The sequence below is a fragment of the Blattabacterium sp. DPU genome (assembly GCF_011290385.1).
Classification (GTDB): domain Bacteria; phylum Bacteroidota; class Bacteroidia; order Flavobacteriales; family Blattabacteriaceae; genus Blattabacterium.
In genome coordinates this window covers 323,412-344,606 of the sequence record NZ_CP049785.1, presented here as the reverse complement: position 1 = coordinate 344,606, position 21,195 = coordinate 323,412, and the positions used below count along the sequence as shown (strand labels likewise).

Annotated in this window: 18 protein-coding genes; 6 read left to right on the top strand and 12 right to left on the bottom strand. The window is 23.7% G+C overall.

Annotated features, from left to right (window positions below; translation table 11 throughout):
• Positions 1-2 precede the first annotated feature (2 nt).
• Entirely contained in the window at positions 3-1,847 is a 1,845-nt protein-coding gene (gene glmS, locus G9C01_RS01715; RefSeq protein ID WP_166265644.1) for a glutamine--fructose-6-phosphate transaminase (isomerizing), read from the bottom strand.
• 34 nt (positions 1,848-1,881) lie between these two features.
• On the bottom strand, positions 1,882-2,700 hold the full coding sequence (locus G9C01_RS01710; protein WP_166265641.1) for a glycogen/starch synthase: 819 nt from the start codon (positions 2,698-2,700) through the stop codon (positions 1,882-1,884).
• Positions 2,701-2,870: 170 nt separating this feature from the next.
• On the opposite strand from G9C01_RS01710, the gene rnr reads away from it, so the two are divergent.
• The gene (gene rnr / locus G9C01_RS01705; protein ID WP_166265638.1) at positions 2,871-4,826 is read left to right on the top strand and encodes a ribonuclease R; all 1,956 of its coding nucleotides are present in this window, start codon (positions 2,871-2,873) and stop codon (positions 4,824-4,826) included.
• A 2-nt stretch (positions 4,827-4,828) separates the two neighbouring features.
• Here the strand turns inward: rnr and coaD are convergent, their stop codons facing one another.
• Entirely contained in the window at positions 4,829-5,305 is a 477-nt protein-coding gene (gene coaD, locus G9C01_RS01700) for a pantetheine-phosphate adenylyltransferase (RefSeq protein ID WP_166265635.1), read from the bottom strand.
• Between the two features lie 74 nt (positions 5,306-5,379).
• On the opposite strand from coaD, the gene G9C01_RS01695 reads away from it, so the two are divergent.
• Genes G9C01_RS01695 through G9C01_RS01685 form a run of 3 tightly spaced genes read left to right on the top strand, consistent with a single transcriptional unit; the run spans position 5,380 to position 9,694 of the window.
• On the top strand, positions 5,380-6,429 hold the full coding sequence (locus G9C01_RS01695; protein ID WP_166265632.1) for a PSP1 domain-containing protein: 1,050 nt from the start codon (positions 5,380-5,382) through the stop codon (positions 6,427-6,429).
• Positions 6,430-6,450: 21 nt separating this feature from the next.
• On the top strand, positions 6,451-8,748 hold the full coding sequence (locus G9C01_RS01690; protein ID WP_166265629.1) for a transglycosylase domain-containing protein: 2,298 nt from the start codon (positions 6,451-6,453) through the stop codon (positions 8,746-8,748).
• Positions 8,738-9,694, top strand: a complete 957-nt coding sequence (locus tag G9C01_RS01685; protein WP_166265626.1) for an NAD(P)-dependent oxidoreductase — start codon at positions 8,738-8,740, stop codon at positions 9,692-9,694. The genes G9C01_RS01690 and G9C01_RS01685 overlap by 11 nt, the downstream gene beginning before the upstream one ends.
• A gap of 72 nt (positions 9,695-9,766) precedes the next feature.
• Here G9C01_RS01685 and G9C01_RS01680 read toward each other — a convergent pair whose 3' ends face one another.
• From G9C01_RS01680 to G9C01_RS01670, 3 genes are all read right to left on the bottom strand, one after another.
• Positions 9,767-11,407 carry a diflavin oxidoreductase gene (locus tag G9C01_RS01680; RefSeq protein ID WP_242673922.1) on the bottom strand — a complete coding sequence of 547 codons (1,641 nt, stop codon included), beginning with the start codon at positions 11,405-11,407 and terminating at the stop codon, positions 9,767-9,769.
• 194 nt (positions 11,408-11,601) lie between these two features.
• Positions 11,602-12,513, bottom strand: a complete 912-nt coding sequence (cysK, locus tag G9C01_RS01675; RefSeq protein WP_166265620.1) for a cysteine synthase A — start codon at positions 12,511-12,513, stop codon at positions 11,602-11,604.
• A gap of 11 nt (positions 12,514-12,524) precedes the next feature.
• Positions 12,525-13,349 (bottom strand): serine O-acetyltransferase, encoded by an 825-nt coding sequence (locus G9C01_RS01670; protein WP_166265617.1) that lies wholly within the window; start codon positions 13,347-13,349, stop codon positions 12,525-12,527.
• Positions 13,350-13,648: 299 nt separating this feature from the next.
• On the opposite strand from G9C01_RS01670, the gene G9C01_RS01665 reads away from it, so the two are divergent.
• Positions 13,649-14,875 carry an NADP-dependent isocitrate dehydrogenase gene (locus G9C01_RS01665; protein ID WP_166265614.1) on the top strand — a complete coding sequence of 409 codons (1,227 nt, stop codon included), beginning with the start codon at positions 13,649-13,651 and terminating at the stop codon, positions 14,873-14,875.
• Positions 14,876-14,881: 6 nt separating this feature from the next.
• Here G9C01_RS01665 and G9C01_RS01660 read toward each other — a convergent pair whose 3' ends face one another.
• From G9C01_RS01660 to menB, 5 genes are read right to left on the bottom strand one after another with little or no spacing between them, the layout of a single operon-like run.
• Positions 14,882-15,925, bottom strand: coding sequence for an AMP-binding protein (locus G9C01_RS01660; RefSeq protein WP_166265611.1), 1,044 nt, complete (start codon positions 15,923-15,925; stop codon positions 14,882-14,884).
• Positions 15,916-17,022 (bottom strand): enolase C-terminal domain-like protein, encoded by a 1,107-nt coding sequence (locus G9C01_RS01655; protein WP_166265608.1) that lies wholly within the window; start codon positions 17,020-17,022, stop codon positions 15,916-15,918. The genes G9C01_RS01660 and G9C01_RS01655 overlap by 10 nt, the downstream gene beginning before the upstream one ends.
• Positions 17,023-17,026: 4 nt before the next feature.
• Positions 17,027-17,713 (bottom strand): metal-dependent hydrolase, encoded by a 687-nt coding sequence (locus G9C01_RS01650; protein WP_166265605.1) that lies wholly within the window; start codon positions 17,711-17,713, stop codon positions 17,027-17,029.
• A 5-nt stretch (positions 17,714-17,718) separates the two neighbouring features.
• A complete protein-coding gene (gene menA / locus G9C01_RS01645) occupies positions 17,719-18,624 on the bottom strand; it encodes a 1,4-dihydroxy-2-naphthoate octaprenyltransferase (RefSeq protein WP_166265602.1) in 906 nt (301 codons plus the stop codon).
• The gene (gene menB, locus G9C01_RS01640; protein ID WP_166265599.1) at positions 18,621-19,439 is read right to left on the bottom strand and encodes a 1,4-dihydroxy-2-naphthoyl-CoA synthase; all 819 of its coding nucleotides are present in this window, start codon (positions 19,437-19,439) and stop codon (positions 18,621-18,623) included. The genes menA and menB overlap by 4 nt, the downstream gene beginning before the upstream one ends.
• A 61-nt stretch (positions 19,440-19,500) precedes the next feature.
• Between menB and G9C01_RS01635 the strand changes: the two genes are divergently transcribed.
• Positions 19,501-19,917, top strand: coding sequence for a hypothetical protein (locus G9C01_RS01635; protein ID WP_166265596.1), 417 nt, complete (start codon positions 19,501-19,503; stop codon positions 19,915-19,917).
• On the opposite strand, the gene nhaD is transcribed toward G9C01_RS01635, so the two are convergent.
• Entirely contained in the window at positions 19,891-21,162 is a 1,272-nt protein-coding gene (gene nhaD, locus G9C01_RS01630) for a sodium:proton antiporter NhaD (RefSeq protein ID WP_166265593.1), read from the bottom strand. The genes G9C01_RS01635 and nhaD overlap by 27 nt on opposite strands.
• Positions 21,163-21,195: the final 33 nt, after the last annotated feature.

The following is a 21,195-nucleotide window of genomic DNA, read 5'->3' as shown; positions in this document are numbered from 1 at the left end:
AATTATTCTACTGTTACTGATTTTGCTAAGTTTCTGGGTTGATCCACATTTTCTCCACGTATATAAGCTATTTGATAAGCTAATAATTGAAGAGGAATGACAGTTACTAATGGACTAAGTATTTCAGAAGTATTTGGTATTTTTATTACGTGATCTGCTAACATATTAACTTGAATATCCCCTTCATTGATTATAGCTATAATTTTTCCTTTCCTAGCTTTAATTTCTTGAATATTTCCAATAATTTTATCATAACATCCTTTTTTTGTAGCAATAATAACTACTGGCATATTTTCATCAATTAAAGCTATAGGACCATGTTTCATTTCTGCTGCAGGATAACCTTCTGCATGAATATAGGATATTTCTTTCAATTTTAAAGCTCCTTCTAAAGCAACTGGAAAATTAATTCCTCTACCCAAATAAAGAAAATTATTTACATCATAATAAATTTTAGATATTTTTTTTATAGAATTATCCATTTCAAGTGCATAATTGACTTTTTCTGGAATTGATCCTAATTCTTTACATAAAAATTGGTATCTACAATCATTGATTGTAGATCTATATTTTCCTATAATTAAAGCTAATAAAATAAGAACCGTAATTTGTGCAGTGAAAGCTTTTGTAGAAGCAACACCGATTTCAGGTCCTGCATGTGTATAAGCTCCTGCATCTACATTTCGTGCGATGGAAGATCCTGCTACATTACAAATTCCAAAAACAAAAGCTCCTTTTTTTTTTGCTAATTTCAAAGCAGATAAAGTATCTGCTGTTTCTCCTGATTGTGAAATTACAATAATAACATCTTTCTTTCTTACAATAGGATTTCTATATCTAAATTCAGAAGCATATTCTACTTCTACTGGAATACGAGCAAGTTCCTCTAATAAATATTCTCCAATTAAACTAGCATGCCAAGAGGTACCACATGCTATTATAGTTATACATTTAGCATTAATAAAAACATCTTTATTTGATTCAATTCCATTAATACAAATAATTTTTTCAGGTATTAATAATCTTCCTCGCAAAGTATCTAAAATAGTTTTAGGTTGTTCATATATTTCTTTTAACATGAAATATTTATATTTTCCTTTTTCTATTTCTTTTAAATTAATTTGAAGTTTTTTAATAATCGGATTTAATCTGTGATTATTTCTAATCTTTCTAAGATCTAATTCCTGATTCTTTTTAAGGATAGCCATTTCTCCATCTTTTAAATAAAGAACATTTTTAGTATAATCTATAAAAGAAATAGGATCAGATGCAATAAAAAATTCTTTTTCTTGAATTCCTAAAGATAAAGGACTTCCCAATTTTGCAATAATAATTGTTTCAGGATTTGATTTTTCTACTATAGCAATAGAATAAGCTCCTACTATTTCATTTAAAGAAATTCTTACTGCTTCTTCTAAAGATAATTTATTTTCTTTTTTAAGAAATTCAATTAAATTAACAAGAACTTCTGTGTCTGTTTTACTTTTAAAAGTAAATCCATTTTTTAATAAAATAATTTTAATAGCATAGTAATTCTCTATGATTCCATTATGAATCATAATCAATTCATTAGAATTAGAAACATGAGGATGAGCATTAATATCATCTGGTATCCCATGGGTTGCCCATCTTGTATGACCTATTCCTGTTTTTCCTTGTATTTTAAAAGAAGAAATTTTTTTTTCTAATTCAGAAACTCTTCCTTTAGTTTTATACAAATTATATCCATTATCATAAAAAACAGCAATACCCGAACTATCATATCCTCTATATTCCAATTTTTTCAATCCACTAATAAGAATAGGATAAGCTTCTCTATGCCCCAAGTAGCCAATTATACCACACATTCTAAATAAAATTAGAAGTTTTTATCTATTTTACTTAATTTATATGCTCTAAAACTGTTTTTTTATAAAATTGTTGATAAACGGTTTCTATTTTTTCTACAGGATAATATTTTAATACTAACAATTTATTTATTTTTATATAATCTTCTATTTCTTCTGGAAAAAAAAGATCTCCTTTTATAATAGCATCTGAGAAATACATACATAATTTTATCAAATTAAAATAATTAGGATTTTTTAACAACTGTAATTTTACAGATTTTATACCATCTAATTTTATCTTTTGAATAATATTATTATTTAATAATCCTTGAAAAGGTTTATTATAAATAGATACAATAATTTTTACATTTTGATATATTGGATCATTTACATAAATATTTTTAATGTACAAAGGAATAAAAGAACTCATCCATCCATATATATGAATTATATCAGGTTTCCAATTTAATTTTTTTACAGTTTCTAAAACTCCTTTTGTAAAAAATAAAGCCCTTTCATCATTATCTCTAAAAAAAATTCCATTTTCATCTTCATCTACTGCTTTTCTTTTGAAATATTCTTCATTATCTATAAAATAAACTTGTAATCTAGCATCAGGAATAGATGCTACTTTTATTAATAAAGGTTGATCAATCTCATTAATTGCTAAATTCATGCCTGATAAACGAATTACTTCATGTAATTGATGTCTTCTTTCATTAATGATTCCAAAACGAGGCATAAATATACGTACATCATTTCCTATTGATTGCATAAATTTAGTGGCTTTCAATACAGATAAAGAAATAGGATTCTCTGAAGAAAAAGGGAACAAATCCGAAGAAACATATAATATACGTTTATCTGTCATCTTAAGAGTTATTTTTATTTTTTATATATAGTAAAAAAACGGAACATTGCAAATATAATAAATAAAATTCTAAGTTTAATAATAAAATATAAGGTAATTCCTTTTGTCTAAAATATTAATGTTTTGTAGATTTTTATTTATTTATAGATAGATATATATATGTTTTTGTTATGAAAAAAGAAAAAAAAATAAAAAAAAAACATCATAATAATTTATCCACAGGATTTATTAATATAACTCATCATGGATACGCATTTGTTCATATAAATGAATATGATAAAGATATTTTTATTCCAAAAAATAAGACAAATAGAGCTTTAGAAGGTGATTTAGTAAAAATTAGATTTTCTTATAAAAATCGTAGAAAAATAGAAGGAGAAGTTTTAAAAATTATTAAAAGAAAAACTAAACAATTTATCGGAATATTGAAATTTAATGTTCAATATAATGATAAATATGGAATAGTATATAATAATAATCTACATGTAGATATTTTAATTCCAATAAAAAAATTGAAAAAATGTTATAATAATAATAAAGTATTGGTAGAAATCATCTCATGGCCTAAAAAATTAAAAAATCCTTTAGGAAAAATTGTAAAAACATTTGGAATTTCTGGAGAATACAAAACAGAAATTTGTTCATTATTAGAAGAATATGGAATATCCTATCAATTTTCTAAAAAAGTAAAAAATGAAGCTCATGAAATTTTTTCTAAATCAATTTTAGATTTAAGTTTTAGAAAAGATATGCGACATATTAATACTTTTACCATAGATCCTTTAGATGCAAAAGATTTTGATGATGCTCTTTCTATTAGAAAATTAAACTATAATACTTGGGAAATAGGAATACATATATCTGATGTCTCTCATTATATAAGAGAAGGAAGTCTATTAGATCAAGAAGCATATTCACGTGCTACATCTGTTTATCTAGTAGGAGAGGTTATTCCTATGCTTCCAGAAATATTGTCTAATAATCTTTGTTCTCTACAACCGGAAAAAGACAAATTAAGTTTTTCTTATGTTTTTAATATAGATAAAAAGGGAAAAATTCTTAAAAATTGGTTTGGAAAAACTATAATACGATCTAATAGAAAATTTACATACGATGAAGTTCAATACATTATTGACCAAAAAAAAGGAGACTATTATGAAGATATTTATGCTTTATTTTTATTTTCCAAAATTTTAATTCAAGGTCGATTAAAAAATGGATCTATTTATCTAGAAAAAATGGAAGTAAAATTTCATTTAGATGATAAAAATAATCCAACTTCTTTATATCTAAAAAAAAATAATGATGCTCATCGTTTAATTGAAGAGTTTATGTTATTGACTAATCGAAAGGTTTCAGAATTTGTTAGTTTAAATTTTAATGGAAGTCCTTCTAATAAATTATATATTTATAGAATACATGATAAACCTGACCTTCAAAAAATTTTTTTTCTCAAAAAAATTATAGAACCTTTAGGTTATTCTTTAGATTTAAAAAATTTAAAAACTTCTATTAATAACTTAATAAAAAAAATTAAAGGAAAACCAGAACAAAATATGATTGAGAATTTAATTCTTCGTGCAATGAGTAAAGCTAAATATTCCACAAAAAATATAGGACATTATGGGTTATCTTTCATTTATTATAGTCATTTTACTTCTCCTATAAGAAGATACTCAGATATAATAGCTCATCGTTTATTATATTATTATTTGACTAATAATAATAAAAATGAAAAATACAAACTTAAAACAACAGAATTTTACGAAAAACAATCTCAATATTGTAATGATAAAGAACGTTTAGCTACAGATATAGAAAGAGAATTTATAAAATATACACAAGTTAAATATATAAGAAAATTTATAGGAAAAGAATTTGATGGAGTCATTACAGGATTTACCGATTGGAGTGTTTATATTGATTTATTAATATTTCAAACTGAAGGAATGGTAAAACTCCGTGATATTAAAGAAGATTCTTATATTTTAAATCTAAATAATTATAGTATAATTGGAAAAAAAAAGAAAAAAATCTATCATTTAGGAGACAAAATAAAAGTAAAACTTATAAATGTTAATATAGAAAAAAAACAAATTATTCTTGATTGGATTAATAATATATAATTTTATATTCTAACAGTAGAAGGAACAAATATAGTATAATCTCCTCCATTTTTTATAATCTCTCTTACAAGAGAAGAATTAATATGAGATCTATCATGGGAAGAAAAAAGAAAAACAGTTTCAATAATATCTTTCTTATACAATTCCTGATTAGTTAAAAATATATTTTTTTCAAATTCAAAATCTAATTGATTTCGGAGTCCTCTTAATAAGAATCCAGCTTTTTTTTTTATGCAAAAAGAAATAGTTAATTCATGAAATGAATCAATTTCTACTTTTTGTGATAATGATAATTTTAAAAAAGTTTTTTGTATCCACTTTTTTCTTTTTTTAAAAGAAAACATATTTTTTTTTTTAAAATTTTTTCCTATAGCTATAATAATTTTATCAAATAAATTTAAAGCTCTGATAATAATATCATAATGTCCTAAAGTAATGGGATCAAAAGATCCAGGAAAAACTGCTATTTTTTTATTCATTTTTTATATTTATATTTTTAAAAAATGAGAAATATAATTTATTATTTGTTTTTTTTCTAAACTAAATAAAATAAATGGAAAACAAATCATGCTTTGATTGTTTAAATAAATGTTCGAAAAAAGAAAATGTTTTTCAAAAAAAACAATGTTATAAATTTAATACATTAGATTGGTTATCCAATATTCAATCTCCTTTTGAATGGCAAAAATATGATATTGTAGAAATACATTTTAAAAATGATAGAAAAGAATTCTTTTTTAATCAAGAAAAAATATTCCTTAATAAAGGAGATTTTGTAACTGTAGAATCTAAGTCTGGTATAGGATATGATATTGGCATAGTTTATTTAACTGGAGAATTGGTCAAATTACAAATAAGAAACCAAATTATTCATTCAAACACTTTTAAAAAGATATATAGAAAGTCAACATATAAAGAAATAAATGCTTGGAAATTTTTTAGAAAAAAAGAATTTACAACTCTTTTAAAAGCCAAAAAAATTGCAAAAAATTTTAATCTTTCTATGAAAATTTGTGATGTAGAATATCAAGGAGATGGAAAACAAGTTACTTTTTATTATACAGCTGAAAATAGAATTGATTTCAGAAAATTAATTAAAGAATTTGCTTTACACTTTCATACACGTATAGAAATGCGACAAATAGGATATAGACAAGAAGCGGCAAAAATTGGAGGAATTGGTTCTTGTGGACGTGAACTTTGTTGTTCTACTTGGTTAAAAAATTTTAAAAGTGTGACTACAAATTCTGCAAGATATCAACAATTATCCATTAATATTCAAAAACTAACTGGACAATGTAACAAACTAAAATGTTGTCTTAATTATGAATTAGATACTTATTTAGATGCTATAAAAAATTTTCCAGATATTAATAGTAAAATTCATACAGAAAAAGGAATTGCTCAATGTATGAAAATTGATGTTTTTAAACAGGAAATGTGGTTTTCTTACGTAAAAAACCCTAACACTTGGTTTAGAATAAAAGTAAAAAAAATTAGAGAAATTTTAGAAAAAAATAAAATAGCACTTTCTTTAGAAAAATTATCAACTATTCATGCTATTCAAAAAACAGAATTAACATTTAAAGATTTACCTATATAATGCTAAAAAAATAATTTTCTCGTGTATAAAACAAGTACAAAAATAAATTCTTATTTTCGTAAACTGATTTTTTATTTTTGGTTTTTCTTTATTATAGGAATAAGCACTATCATTAGTATTTTTTATGCAGCTTCTAAAGGTTATTTAGGAATATTGCCTAATACTAAAAATATAGAGAATCCTGCTATGAAAGTAGGATCAGAAGTGTATGATTCTAATGGAATATTATTAGGAAGATTTTTTTCTGAAAATAGAACTTTAGTTGAGTATCAAGAACTTCCAAGAGATCTTGTAAATGCACTTCTTGCAAAAGAAGATATTCGTTTTAAATATCATTCTGGAATTGATGCTAAATCTTTTCTCAGAGCAATTCTTTCTTTAGGAAAAAGAGGAGGAGGAAGTACCATATCACAACAATTAGCTAAACTTCTTTTTACAGGGCCATCTGCAAAAAATAAACTACAGAGAATTCATCAAAAATTGTTAGAATGGGTAATGGCTATTGAATTGGAAAAACGTTATACAAAAGAAGAAATTATTACAATGTATTATAATAAATTTGATTTTTTATATAATGCAAAAGGAATAGAAACAGCAGCTCATACCTATTTTAATAAAAAAGTATCTGAACTTAATTTAGGAGAATGTGCTACATTAGTTGGAATGCTAGAAAATCCTTCTTTATATAATCCCAAAAATTATCCTTATAGAGCAAAAAAACAAAGGAATTTAGTTTTATATCAAATGAAAAAATATAATTTATTAAATATACATAGATATAAAAAAGAATTAAAAAAATCTATAAAAATAAATTTTAAAATACAAAAAAAAGATTTTGAATTACTCACTTATTATGGTGAATTTCTAAAAAAGGAAATTCAAGAGGCTTTAGATGAATATGAGGAAAAAACGGGACAAAAACTCAATCTTTATTCTAGTGGATTAAAAATATACACGTCTATTGATGCAAAAATGCAAAATTATGCAGAAGAAGCTGTAAAAAAACATCTGAGCCAATTACAAATTTTATTTAATCGTATTCAAAAAAAGAATAAAAATGCTCCATTTTTTAATATTTCTCCAGAAAAAACAAAACGAATTTTGATATCTGCTATGCGTAGAACTTCACTTTATCAAGATTTAAAGCAAAAAGGATTAACAGAAGAAAAAATTTTGGAAAAGTTTCAAAAACCACAATTAATTAAGTTATTTACTTGGAATGGATCTAAAAAAGTATTCATGTCACCATGGAATTTTATTCGTTATCAAAAGAGTATTATACAAGCGGGAATGTTGTCAATAGAGTCCTCTACTGGATTCATTAAAGCATGGGTAGGAGGAATAGATTTCAATTATTTTCAATATGATCATGTGGCAAAAACACAACGTCAAGTTGGTTCTATTTTTAAACCTATTTTATATGCTACGGCTATTAATGAATTACATTATAATCCCTGTACGAAAATTTCAAATGAAAAATTTCATTTAGGAAAATGGAGTCCTAGAAATTCCAATGGAAAATATGGAGGTTTTTTAACTTTAAAAGATGGTTTGGCATTTTCCGTTAATACTATTTCAGCTCGTTTAATTTCACAAGTAACTCCAGCTCCAGTAATTAATTTAGCAAAAAAAATGGGAATAGAATCTATAATTCCAGAACATCCGTCTATTGCACTTGGTTCTGCTGATTTGACTTTGTATGAAATGACAGGAGCATTTAACACATTTACTAATTATGGAATTTATATAAAACCCTCTATTTTAGTAAAGATAGAGGATGAAAATGGAAACTTAATTAAAGAACATGTAGATCTTAGTAGAAGACGAGTTTTTAGCGAAGATGTTGGTTATATTATGTTGAAATTAATGCAAGGAGTAGTTCAATATGGAACCGCAAAAAGATTACAATCATATAATATTTCAGGAGATATAGCTGGAAAAACAGGAACAACTAATGAAAATTCGGATGGATGGTTTATAGGAATGATTCCTAATTTAACTACTGGAGTTTGGGTTGGATGGGAAGATAGATTTTCTCATTTTGAAAATATTAAAGAAGGACAAGGAGCAAATATGGCTTTGCCTATATGGGCTTACTATATGAAAAGTTTGTATAAAGATATTAATTTGATCTATCATGATAAATTATTATTTCATAAAGCTAAAAATTATCAATCTCATTGGGATCAATGTAATGAAATTCGTACTAAAGAAGAAAATATCCTCAGTGAAGAAAAGAAAGAAAATGAAAAAAATTATTTACAAGAAATTAAAGATTTTAATGGAAATTTAGATTTAGAAAAAGATTATGATAAATAAAATATTAATTTTGGATAAAAATCATCCTTTTATTATATACAAACTAAAAAAAAAAGGATTTATTTGTGATGAAAATTATAGTGATTCTCCTGACAAAATTGATATATCTTTATATGATGGAATCATTTTGAGAAGTAGATTAAAAATCGATAAAAAATTTATTAAAAGAGCCAAAAATTTGAAGTTTATTGCTCGTATAGGATCAGGTATTGAAAATATAGATAAAGATTATGCTATAAAAAAAGGAATAACTTTGATTTCTTCTCCAGAAGGAAATAAAGATGCAGTAGCAGAACATGCTATAGGTATGCTTTTATGTATGATAAATTATATTATTCGTTCACACCAACAAATAATTACAAAAAGGAAATGGTATAGAGAGGAAAATAGAGGAATGGAAATTATGGGAAAAACTATAAGTATTATTGGATATGGAAATACAGGAAAAGCTTTTGCAAAAAAATTATCGGGTTTTAATGCTAAAATATTATGCTATGATATATTACCTAATGTTGGAGATTTTTATGCAAAACAGGTAAATGTGAATACAATTTTAGAAAAATCAGATATAGTAAGCTTACATGTTCCTTATACTAAGGAAACAAAAGGAATGATAAATTACAATTTTATAAAAAAATTTTTAAAACCTATTTATTTGATAAATACTTCTCGTGGAAAATGTATTATTACAAGTCATTTAGTAAAAGCATTGAAAAATGGAAAAATAAGGGGGGCATGTTTAGATGTATTAGAATATGAAAACTTTTCTTATAATAGTATTTTTCAATATGAAAAATTTTCTAAAAGTTTTCTTTATCTTATTCATTCTAATAAAATTATATTTACACCACATATTGCAGGATGGACTAAAGAATCAAAATATAAAATGGATAAAAAAATTGTTGAAAAAATTATGACCTTAAATAAAAAATTTAATAAAATATAATAAATTTTTTTTAAAAAGATTATAAATAAATAATATTACATAAAATTTTTACATTAAATTTTTATTATTTAGTTAATATACATCTGTTAAATATCTTCCTTCTTTTTTCATTTTTTTTAAAAAAAGTTCTGAATTACATTTTCCTACTTTTTCTATAACAAGACAAATCATTTTTTCAACATCTATACTCATAGGAATTTTATTTCCACAAATATAGATATAAGCTCCATTTTTTATCCAATGAAAAAATTCGACTCTATTTTCCCATATTTTATTTTGCACATAAATTTTTTTTTCCTGATCTCTGGAAAAAGAAAAAGAAACATAATGAAGAATTCCTTTTTTTTTCCAATTTAGAATTTCTGTTTGATATAAAAAATCTGTATCAAAGTGTTGATCTCCAAAAAATAACCAATTTTTACCCGTAGCTTTTTTGATTTCTCTTTCATATAAAAAAGAACGAAAAGGAGCAATTCCAGTACCAGGACCAATAAGAATTATGTTTTTATTAGAATTAGGCAATTTAAATCTATAATTTTTATAAATAAAAAAAGATAATTCATCTCCTATTTTAAGTTCAGATAAAAAATTAGAACAATGTCCATATACAGAAACTCCATTTAATTGAAAACGGTGACGAGATACAGTAATATGAATTACATTATTGTGAGTTGTAGGAGATGAAGAAATGGAATATAATCTAGGTTTTATAGGTTCCATAATTTTCATCAAATCTTTTAATGGATATTTATTTTTCATAGGATACTTTTTTAAAAGATCAATAAGTTTCCATTTATAATTATGATTTAAAACTATATTTATATTTTCTGATAATGAAGAATACTTTTTTAAAAAATTTTCAGATAAAGAAATAATATTTAACTCTTTTTTAAAAAGAAAAAATATTTTTTTTTTTTCTTCATATTCATATTTTTCAAATTCTTTTCTTCTATTTTTTTTTATATATCCGATAATATTGTTTACTTCTTCCAAAGAATTTTCAGGAAAAATACCTATAGAATCTCCTGGAGAATATTTCACTTTTTTTTGAAGACTGATTTCAATATGATGAATTTCTTTTTCAGATCCTTTTTTATTTAAAATTATATTGTTTAAAATTTTACCACATATTTTTTGATTTATATTTTTTGTATTAATTTCATTTTTTTTTTTAAAAAAATTTAAAATTTTATTCAACCATTGATATGCTTGATTTTCATAATCAACATCGCATTTGTACAATGGAATAATTCTTTGAGCTCCTATATCATACAAACGTTTATCTACATCTTCTCCTGCTTTACAAAAATAAGTATAAGATTTATCTCCCAGTGCTAATACACTGTATTTCATATTTTTTAAAAATAGATTTTTATTCTGATGAATAAAATCAAAAAAAGATTTCGCCGAAGTAGGAGGCTCTCCTTTTCCATAGGTACTCATTATAACAAAAAAATAATCTTCTTTTTCTAAATCTATTAAAGAATATCGATCTAAGTTAACTAACTTTATTTCTAATCCTTCCTTTTTAGCTTTTTTATGAACGTTAAAAGCTAAATTTTTAGCATTACCTGTTTCTGTTCCATAAACTAACGTAATTTTATCCTTCTTTTTTTTTATAGTATTTTTTTTACAAAATAAGAAACCAGACATGTATCCACACATCCATACTATCTCATTTTGAGATGATTCTTGTATTAATTTTAAAAACATTTTTTTATTAGACTCGGATAACATCTTAATTTTATTTAATACTATTTAGTTATAAATGATTTTATTTTTCATTTTATAAATTTGAATTATAAAATCATTTAAAATAATGATATAAAATTCTACAATGAAATAAAAATTCCAAGAATCTTTCTAAAATTTTAATTTTAGTTAAATTGAGCAAAATTATTTTTTAATCATAAAAAAAGATTATCAACTGATAAATATCTTTCTCCGGTATCATAATTCAACGTTAATATTGTAGATTCTTTTGAAAATTCAGATAATTTTTTTTCTATAGCAGATAATGAAGCTCCTGTAGATATTCCTACAAGAATTCCTTCTTTTTTTGCTATTTTTCTAACGTAATGAAAAGCTTCTTCTTTAGAAACTAAAAAACTCCCATTTAATATTTTTACATTTAAAATAGATGGAATAAAACCAGCACCTAACCCTTGTAAAGCATGAGGATTTGGTTTTCCTCCAAATATAACTGGAGATTCTAAAGGTTCTACAGAGAATATTTTTATATTTGGAAATTTATTCTTTAATACTTCTCCTATTCCAGTAATATGACCTCCTGTTCCTACTCCTGTAATAAAATAATCTATCCCTTTAGGAAAGGCCTTTATGATTTCTTTTGCCGTTGTATTCCTATGTATATCAGGATTTGAAATATTATCAAATTGTTTAGGAATCCAAGAATTGGGAATAGTCTCAACTAATTCTTCTGCTTTTTTAATAGCTCCTTTCATCCCATCTTCTTTTGAAGTAAGGACAAATTTAGCTCCAAAAATAGAAAATAATTTCCTTCTCTCAATACTCATAGATTCTGGCATTACTAAAATAAGACGATATTTTTTAACAGAACAAACCATAGCTAATCCTATTCCTGTATTTCCAGAAGTAGGTTCTATAATAATATCTCCTGTGTGAATAATTCCTTTTTTTTCTGCATTTTCTATCATAGATAAAGCAATTCTATCTTTTATACTACCTCCAGGATTATTTCTTTCTAATTTCATCCAGACTTGATAATTAGGAAATAATCTTTTAAGATGTACATGAGGTGTATTTCCTATAGTTTTTAAAATATTATCAACTTTCATTTTTCATTTTTTTATATCATAAAATTAATAGGATCAGGAAAAGGACTATTACTTCTCATTTTAATTTCGTTTTTTTGATATACTATAGAAAAAGGAGGTATACTTTTTGTAACCCAAACGTTACCTCCTAATACACTATCGTGTCCTATTATAGTTTCTCCTCCTAAAACAGTAGCTCCAGCATAAATTGTTACTTGATCTTCTATTGTAGGATGACGTTTTATATTTGCTAATTTTTTATCTACATAAATAGCTCCTAAAGTTACCCCCTGATATATTTTAACTTTATTTCCTATTTCTGTACTAGATCCTATAACTATTCCTGTTCCATGATCAATAGCAAAAGCTTTTCCTATTTTTGCAGACGCATGAATATCTACTCCAGTTTTACTGTGAGCATATTCTGTAATCAATCTTGGAATAATTGGAATTTTTTGAACCCATAATTGATGTGCGATTCTATACAATGCAGTAGCAAAAAAACCAGGATAAGAAAGGAAAATTTCTTCTATAACTGTTGCTGCAGGATCCGATTTCAATATTGCATTAGCATCTATTATTAACGTTTGATAAATATTAGGAATTTCCTTAAAAAAAATTTGAGTCAAATCATTAGATTTTTGTTCATTTATATTTAATTCAATAAAAATATCGTATAAAAGTTTTTTCAACTTCTCATAATTTTTTTTAAAAAAAACAACATTGTTTAAAATATTATGATCAATAATGAATAAAGTATGAAATAATTTTTTAACAAAATTCTCAGATTTTTTCTTATCAGGAAAAGAATTTTTCTTTTTATTATTTTCAAATATGATTGTTAACAAATCTAACATTATAATACATATATATAATTATTTCCAAACTTAAAATGGTATAAATTTAATGGTTCTAAATACTAGTATATAAAAGACAATATTCAAATAAAAATTCTTACATTTAGACATATGTATAATTATACATTTGATGGAATTCTTCATATCATATTCTTCATTCATTATTAAATGACTAAAACAAAGTATAATAGATTAAAATACAATAACTAACTAATTGCACAAATATAAGAATTTCTTTTTTTTAAAATAAAAAACATGTTATATTTTACACATTACACAACAACAAACTTCTTTAAGTCATGAAAAAAATTAAAGTGAATAATCCTGTGGTAGAAATAGATGGAGATGAAATGGCCAGAGTTATATGGAAATATATAAAAAAATATTTTATTCTTCCTTATTTAGATATAAATATTATTTACTTTGATTTAGGTATAGAAAACAGAAATGCGACAAATGATCAAATTACTATAGATGCTGCTTATGCTATAAAAAAATATAATGTAGGAATTAAATGTGCTACAATTACACCAGATGAAAATAGAATGAAAGAATTCCATTTAAAAAAAATGTGGAAATCTCCAAATGGAACTATTAGAAATATTATTAACGGAACTATTTTTAGAGAACCTATTATTGTAAAAAATATTTCACGTCCAATTCCAAATTGGAAAAATCCTATATGTATAGCTAGACATGCTTATGCTGATCAATATAAATCTATTGATTTTCTTATTAAAGAAAAAGGAAAATTATATATTTCTTTTATTCCAGATGATGCAAATAAGTCAACAAAAAAATTTAAAATTCATCATTTTACGGGTTCTGGGATAGCCATGGGAATGTATAATACAGATCAATCTATCTATGGATTTGCTCGCTCTTGTTTTAATTATTCTGTGTATAAAAAATGGCCTCTTTTTTTATCTTCGAAAAATACTATATTGAAAGCATATGATGGAAGATTCAAGAATATTTTTGAAGAAATATATAATAATGAATTCAAATTAAAATTTGAAAAATTACAAATCACTTATGAACATAGATTGATTGACGATATGCTTGCAAAAGCAATCAAATCAAATGGAAAATTTATATGGGCTTGTAAAAATTATGATGGAGATGTGTTATCAGATTGTATTGCTCAAGGATTTGGTTCATTAGGAATGATGACTTCTATTTTACTTGCTCCAGATGGAAAAACCTTAGAATCTGAAGCAGCTCATGGAACTATAACAAAACATTATAGATTATATCAAAAAGGACAAAAAACTTCTACCAATCCTATTGCTTCTATTTTTTCTTGGACTCGTGGACTTAAACATCGTGCTGTTTTAGATAAAAATAAAGATTTAAAATTTTTTTCGGAAAAAATGGAAAAGGCATGTATAGATTTTATAGAATCTGGAAAAATGACTAAAGATTTATTTAAATCATCTTGTGAAGATAATGATAAAAATCAATATTTAAACACTAAAATTTTTCTTAAAGAATTAAAAATATTTTTTGATAAAAATTATCAATAAGACATTTTATGTCTGTATTAATTTTTGTATAATTTCTTTTCTTTTAAACTTATCTAATAAATTATCTGTAAAATGAGGAATAAAAAAAATATTTTTGGGTTTATAAAATTTTTTTTTACCATGAAAAATGGTATCTGGAATATGTAATGGGATAGGAGGTCCTTCAATAACCAATATTACTTTTTCTCCTAAAATTTTATCTGGAATTGAAGATATAAAAAATCGTTTTTCACAAGGAATGAATAAACTAATTTCTTTTTCCACTAATTCAGGAATAATTTTAATTCCTCCACTATTTATAATATTATCATATCTGCCTATCCAAGTAAATGTATTTTTAGATACCATATGAACAATATCATTTGTTTGTAAAAATGAATCCATACAACATGGAGAAAAAATACCTAAACAATTTCTATTATCTGTGCTTAAAAATACATCTTGAAATGATTTATAAAAAATGGATTTATTTGATCCATTAATTTTTTTTATAGCTATATGACCTGAAGTTTCCGTCATTCCATAAGTAGAATAACAAATTGTTGAAATATTTTGTAATTGTTTTTCAAGAAAATTTGATATTGAACTTCCTCCTATTAAAACTATTTTAATATTTTTTAAATTTTTTAAACTAAAAAATACTTGTATAGGAACCATTGACGTAATATCAAAATATTCTTTAATATTTTTCAAAGGATTAGATGATGGAGGGACACAATATATTTTCCACTTGAAAATAATAGCACGTATTAAAAACATTTTAGTAGCTATAAAATTTGGAGATAAACATAATAAACCTCTAATTCCTTTTTTTTTAAGCTTTAAAAATTCTACAGTTTTAATAGCTCTTTCGCACATATATTCTTTACGTAAAGAAATAATTTTAGGAGTCCCTGTTGTTCCAGAAGTTAAAGACAATATAGGTTTATTATCATACCAATTTTTTAAAAAAGAAAAAATAGTTTTTTTCCAAAAATATTCTTCTTTATTTTTTATTTTAAAGAAAAAAGAAGATGTTAATATTTTTTTTTCAGAAAAATCTATCCACATTTATTCAATAATGTCTCTATATTCCATTTTATAAATGGATTATACCAAATAAAACCTTCCTTAATTTCTAAAGGAGAAATCCAATTATTCATGTACAAAAAACCTGTATTTAAACCGTGTGCATTGAAATTTTTATTATTATATTTTTTTTGTATTACAAAAGTCCATTGAGCAATAGCATTAATTCCAATATTACTCTCCAAAGAGGAACTTATATACCATTTGATTTTTCTTTTATTAGCTTCTAATATCCATTTCTCAGATTCATAAAATCCCCCATTAATACTAGGTTTTAATATAATCCATTGAGGTTGAATAATATCCAATAATTTTTTTTTATCTTTTAATCTATTAATATTTACTAATTCTTCATCTAATGCTATAGGTAATTTAGATTTTTTACATATTTTTGACATATCTTCCCAATTCCCAGATGATATTGGTTGTTCCATAAAATCAACTATTTCTAAATCAGAAAATTTTTTTAAATAATATAAAGCTTTTTGAATATTATTAAAACAACCATTTGCATCTATACGTATTTTTATGAATGGATATTTTTTTCCTATTTCTTTTATAATAAAAAATTGATTATTAATAAGATCCATATTTATTTTCATTTTTATAAATGAAAAACCTTGAAAAATTTGATTTTCTATTTCTTTTATTGCGTTTTTTTTATTATAAAAAGAATTCAGCCATATTAAACTATTTGTAGAAATTCCTTTTTTTCCATGAATAAATTCAGAATGGCATAATATAGGAAATTGATTTTCAAAACTTAAAAAAGCTTGTTCTAATCCAAATAAAATAGATGAAAATGAAATATATTTATAATAAAAATATATTTGAGTTTTTTTTAAATTAATAATTTTATTAGAAAGATTTTTTAATTCTGTTTCAAATTGTTCTATATTTTTTAAAGCCCGTTGATCCAATATTGGATTACATTCTCCTATTCCTATTTTATTATTTTGTGTTAAAACAATAAACCATATAACATTTTTTTGAAAAATTCTATTAGAATTAAATACTTTTTTTTTAAAAAAAAATATTTTTTTTCTGAAAAAACAATTAATTTTTTCATTTTCATTCATATCATTAAATATATATGGTCTTTCCTTTTTCCAATAAAATTAATTCTTTTCCTTTTTCAAAAAATTTTTTTTTTGCTTGTTCTCTGTCAATTTTAATATCTTCAAAAGTATCATAATGAACTCCTAATATTTTTTCTGATTTTAAAAAATCAGAAGCCATAATAGCTTCTTCTATATCCATAGTATATTTTCCTCCTATTGGTAAAATAGAAAGTTTTAATTTTCCAAAAGAAGGAATAAGATTCATTTCATACATTACAGATGTATCTCCTGATATATACAAATTTCCTTCATCTGTATGTAAAAGAAATCCCCCTGGATTTCCTCCATAAGTTCCATCGTTAAAGACACTAGAATGAGCTGCCCAAACATATTTTAATTTTCCAAAAGGAAAAGATATAAAAGAACCATAATTAATTCCATATGTTTTTATTCCTTTTTTATGAAAATAATTAGATATCTCGTAATTAGAAATTATTAAAACATTATCAAATTTACACGAAAATAATTCTACATCACAAACATGATCATAATGAGCATGAGTTAGTAAAATATAATCTATTTTTTTAAAAAATTTTATAAAATTTACATTATGAAAAACAGGGATTCCAGAAAAAAAAGGGTCTATCAATAAATATTTATCATGTATTTCTAATAGACATGTGCTATGAGAAAAAAAAGTAACTTTCATAAAGTTTATATTATATAACTGATTCCTATACTAAGAACATATAAAAAAGTGAGTATCACTAATTTTTTTAATTCTGAATTGAAAAATTTTTTTTTTTTCATAAAAATTATTTTTTTTATATGTAATATCAAAAGTATCACAACAAAAATAAAAAATAACCATTGATAAATATTTTTCTGGTTCAAAAAAATAAAATATCCACCTATAAATATTGAAATTAATATAATAAATATATGATACAATTTAGCATATTTTATCCCTAACCATACAGGTATAGTATATTTTCCTTTTTCGTAATCATTATCTAAATCCCTCATATTATTTATATTTAAAACTCCTACATTTAATAATCCTATAGATAGAGAAAGAAAAAGCATATCTTTACATAAAGTAAATGTATACAAAAAATAACTTCCTTCTACTGAAATAATTCCAAAAAAAATAAAAACAAATAAATCACCCATTCCTACTGTATATCCATAAGGACGAGTTCCCAAAGAATATTTTATTGAACTATATATACATATAAAAATTCCTACAAAATATAGGAAAAAAACGAAAATATTTTTATATAAAAGAGTATTATAAACTAATAAAAAACCTGAAAAAAAAGATAATAAGGAAAATAAATAGATTGCTTTTTTCATTTCTGATAAAGAAATTAAACCAGATTGGATTGTTTTTTTAGGACCTATTCGTTTAAAATTATCAACTCCTGTTATACTATCTCCATAATCATTTGAAAAATTTGCTAATATTTGTAATAATAAAGCGGTTATAACACATAAAATATATGTAACGAAACTAACATTTGTTCTATATTTAGAGATAATAAAACTTAGAGTGATTCCAGAAAAAGATAAAGGTAAAGTGTGAATACGAGCTGCATAAATCCAATATTTTAATTTCATAAAAATTTGGGAAATTTTTTAAAATTTGGAGATCTTTTTTCTAAAAAAGCTTTTTTTCCTTCTTGAGATTCTTCCATTAAATAAAACATTAAAGTAGCATCTCCCGTTAATTGCATTAATCCATGTTGTCCATCCAATTCAGCATTTAAACTACGTTTTATCAATCTTAAGGACATGGGACTTCTTTTTTGTATAATTTTACACCATTTTATAGTTTCTTTTTCCAATTCATTTTTTTTTACTACTTTATTAATTAATCCCATATCCAAAGCCTCTTTAGCTGTATATTTTTTACATAAAAACCACATTTCTCGTGTCTTTTTTTGTCCAATATGACGAGCTAAATATGAACATCCAAATCCACCATCAAAAGATCCTACTTTTGGCCCTACTTGACTAAAAATAGCATTTTCAGAGGCTATAGTTAAATCACAAACAACATGTAAAACATGTCCTCCTCCTACAGCATAGCCATTAACCATAGCTATAACTGGTTTAGGTATTTCTCTTATCTTTTTATAAAAATCTAAAATATTCAATCTTGGAATCCCGTCTTTTCCTAAATATCCTCCCATTCCTCTTGTAGTTTGATCTCCTCCAGAACAAAAAGATTTTTCACCAGATCCAGTTATAATTAATACATCTATATCATTTCTATTTCCACATATATTTATAGCGTCTATCATTTCATTTATTGTTTCTACACGAAATGCATTATGACACCATGGTCTATTTATCTCTATTTTAGAAATACCTTCACCAAAAAAAAATAAAATATCTTCATACTTTTTAATTGTAATCCAATCTATATTCATAATAAAAAATTAAAAATTGATGTTTATTTTTACAAAATAACAAAAAAAAAAAGATTTGATTATGTTATGCTATCGGAATATTTTCTCTATATTTATAGGAGTAACAATAAGTATTATTGAAATATTATATGCTATAAAATTCGTAAAAAAACGGTTTTTAAAAATACAATCAATTCCATTAAAAAAATTTAAATATCTTCTAATTAAAGCTCCTACTGAATTTTTTGTAGTACTAATTTTTTTTTATGCTTTTAGTGCTTTATTAGGAGGATTGATGGCTGCCTTTTTTTCAAAAAATGCAAAAAAAGCTTATGCTATATTAACAGGTTTTATTTTATTTTTTATAACATTATTTCATGTATTTTTTTATCCATTTCCATTTTGGTTTAAAATAATAATATTACCTATTTTTTTTTCTTTTTCATATATAGGAGGAAATTTAGTAGAATTTTTACAAAAAAAGAAATGGATAAATTAATAAATAAATAAATCCAAATATATATCCTATCAAAGCAATCCAACTAATTTTTTTTAAGTACCAAAAAAAATCTATTTTTTCCATGCTCATAGCTGCTACACCTGCAGCGGATCCTATGAGAAAAATGCTTCCTCCTGTTCCAGAAACATAAGCAATAAAATGCCATAAATCATGATTCATAGGATATGAAAACATAGCTATGGTAGCAGCAACTAAAGGGACATTATCTATAATAGAAGAAATTAATCCAAATAAAAAAGTTGTAATTTTCCATGTATAAACAGTTTCATTGATCCAGTGAGATAAATTATATAATTTTCCTATAGATTCTAAAGAAGAAACAGAAAGTAAAATTCCTAAAAAAAATAAAATACTAGATATATCTACATTTTTAAATGTATTATCTAAAATGGATTTTGATTTATATTTTTTAGATGCTATCAAAAATAATATACCTAAAGAAAACATCATTCCTATATATGGGGGAACCCCTATAATAGTTTTAAGAATTGGAACAAGTAACATTAGAAATAATCCTATTTTTAATATAAAAAAACCTCTATTTAAAGAATCTTTTGATAGATTATTTTTTTTTATTTGAATATATCCATTAAAAATAGGCATATAAGATGCTATTAAAGTAGAAATTAACATACATAATATGGATGGAATCAATATTTTTTTTATAAGATGAATTGTAGTTACTTTATTAGAAATCCATAACATAGTTGTTGTTATATCCCCTATTGGAGACCAAACACCTCCTGCATTAGCAGATATAATAACTAATCCTAGATAATATAAACGATCTTTATAATTGGAAACTGTTTTTCTTAAAAGAGAAATCATAACCATAGCAGCTGTAAGATTATCTATGATAGCAGATAATAAAAAAGAAACTACACTTATGATCCATAAAAATTTACGTTTTGTGTTTGTGAAAAAAAACTCTTTTAAAGCTTCAAAACCATAACATTCTTCAATAATAGCAATAATAGACATTGCTCCAACAAGAAAAAAAACAATTTCAGAAGTCTTTCCCAAATGAAATAACAATAAATATTTAGGATCTTTTTTTAAAATTAAATGTTGATTAAAATCATATTCATATACAGGAATGTTTAAAAATATAATTAAGGACCAACAAATAGAGGCCATTAAAATAGATGGAATAACTTTATTTATAGAAAAAAGATTTTCAAGAGTAATTAATAAATATCCAAAGATAAAAATTAAAATTACCATTGATTTTAATATTGTTCTTTTCTATTGTTATTA

Coding starts and splice junctions, on each gene's coding strand:
- menA (WP_166265602.1), bottom strand. CDS start 18,624: ATGAAATTAAAATATTGGATTTATGCAGCTCGTATTCACACTTTACCT.
- coaD (WP_166265635.1), bottom strand. CDS start 5,305: ATGAATAAAAAAATAGCAGTTTTTCCTGGATCTTTTGATCCCATTACT.
- G9C01_RS01665 (WP_166265614.1), top strand. CDS start 13,649: ATGAAAAAAATTAAAGTGAATAATCCTGTGGTAGAAATAGATGGAGAT.
- G9C01_RS01655 (WP_166265608.1), bottom strand. CDS start 17,022: ATGAATGAAAATGAAAAAATTAATTGTTTTTTCAGAAAAAAAATATTT.
- G9C01_RS01680 (WP_242673922.1), bottom strand. CDS start 11,407: ATGTTTTTAAAATTAATACAAGAATCATCTCAAAATGAGATAGTATGG.
- G9C01_RS01710 (WP_166265641.1), bottom strand. CDS start 2,700: ATGACAGATAAACGTATATTATATGTTTCTTCGGATTTGTTCCCTTTT.
- G9C01_RS01685 (WP_166265626.1), top strand. CDS start 8,738: ATGATAAATAAAATATTAATTTTGGATAAAAATCATCCTTTTATTATA.
- G9C01_RS01635 (WP_166265596.1), top strand. CDS start 19,501: ATGTTATGCTATCGGAATATTTTCTCTATATTTATAGGAGTAACAATA.
- G9C01_RS01660 (WP_166265611.1), bottom strand. CDS start 15,925: ATGTGGATAGATTTTTCTGAAAAAAAAATATTAACATCTTCTTTTTTC.
- glmS (WP_166265644.1), bottom strand. CDS start 1,847: ATGTGTGGTATAATTGGCTACTTGGGGCATAGAGAAGCTTATCCTATT.
- G9C01_RS01670 (WP_166265617.1), bottom strand. CDS start 13,349: ATGTTAGATTTGTTAACAATCATATTTGAAAATAATAAAAAGAAAAAT.
- G9C01_RS01650 (WP_166265605.1), bottom strand. CDS start 17,713: ATGAAAGTTACTTTTTTTTCTCATAGCACATGTCTATTAGAAATACAT.
- menB (WP_166265599.1), bottom strand. CDS start 19,439: ATGAATATAGATTGGATTACAATTAAAAAGTATGAAGATATTTTATTT.
- rnr (WP_166265638.1), top strand. CDS start 2,871: ATGAAAAAAGAAAAAAAAATAAAAAAAAAACATCATAATAATTTATCC.
- cysK (WP_166265620.1), bottom strand. CDS start 12,513: ATGAAAGTTGATAATATTTTAAAAACTATAGGAAATACACCTCATGTA.
- G9C01_RS01695 (WP_166265632.1), top strand. CDS start 5,380: ATGGAAAACAAATCATGCTTTGATTGTTTAAATAAATGTTCGAAAAAA.
- nhaD (WP_166265593.1), bottom strand. CDS start 21,162: ATGGTAATTTTAATTTTTATCTTTGGATATTTATTAATTACTCTTGAA.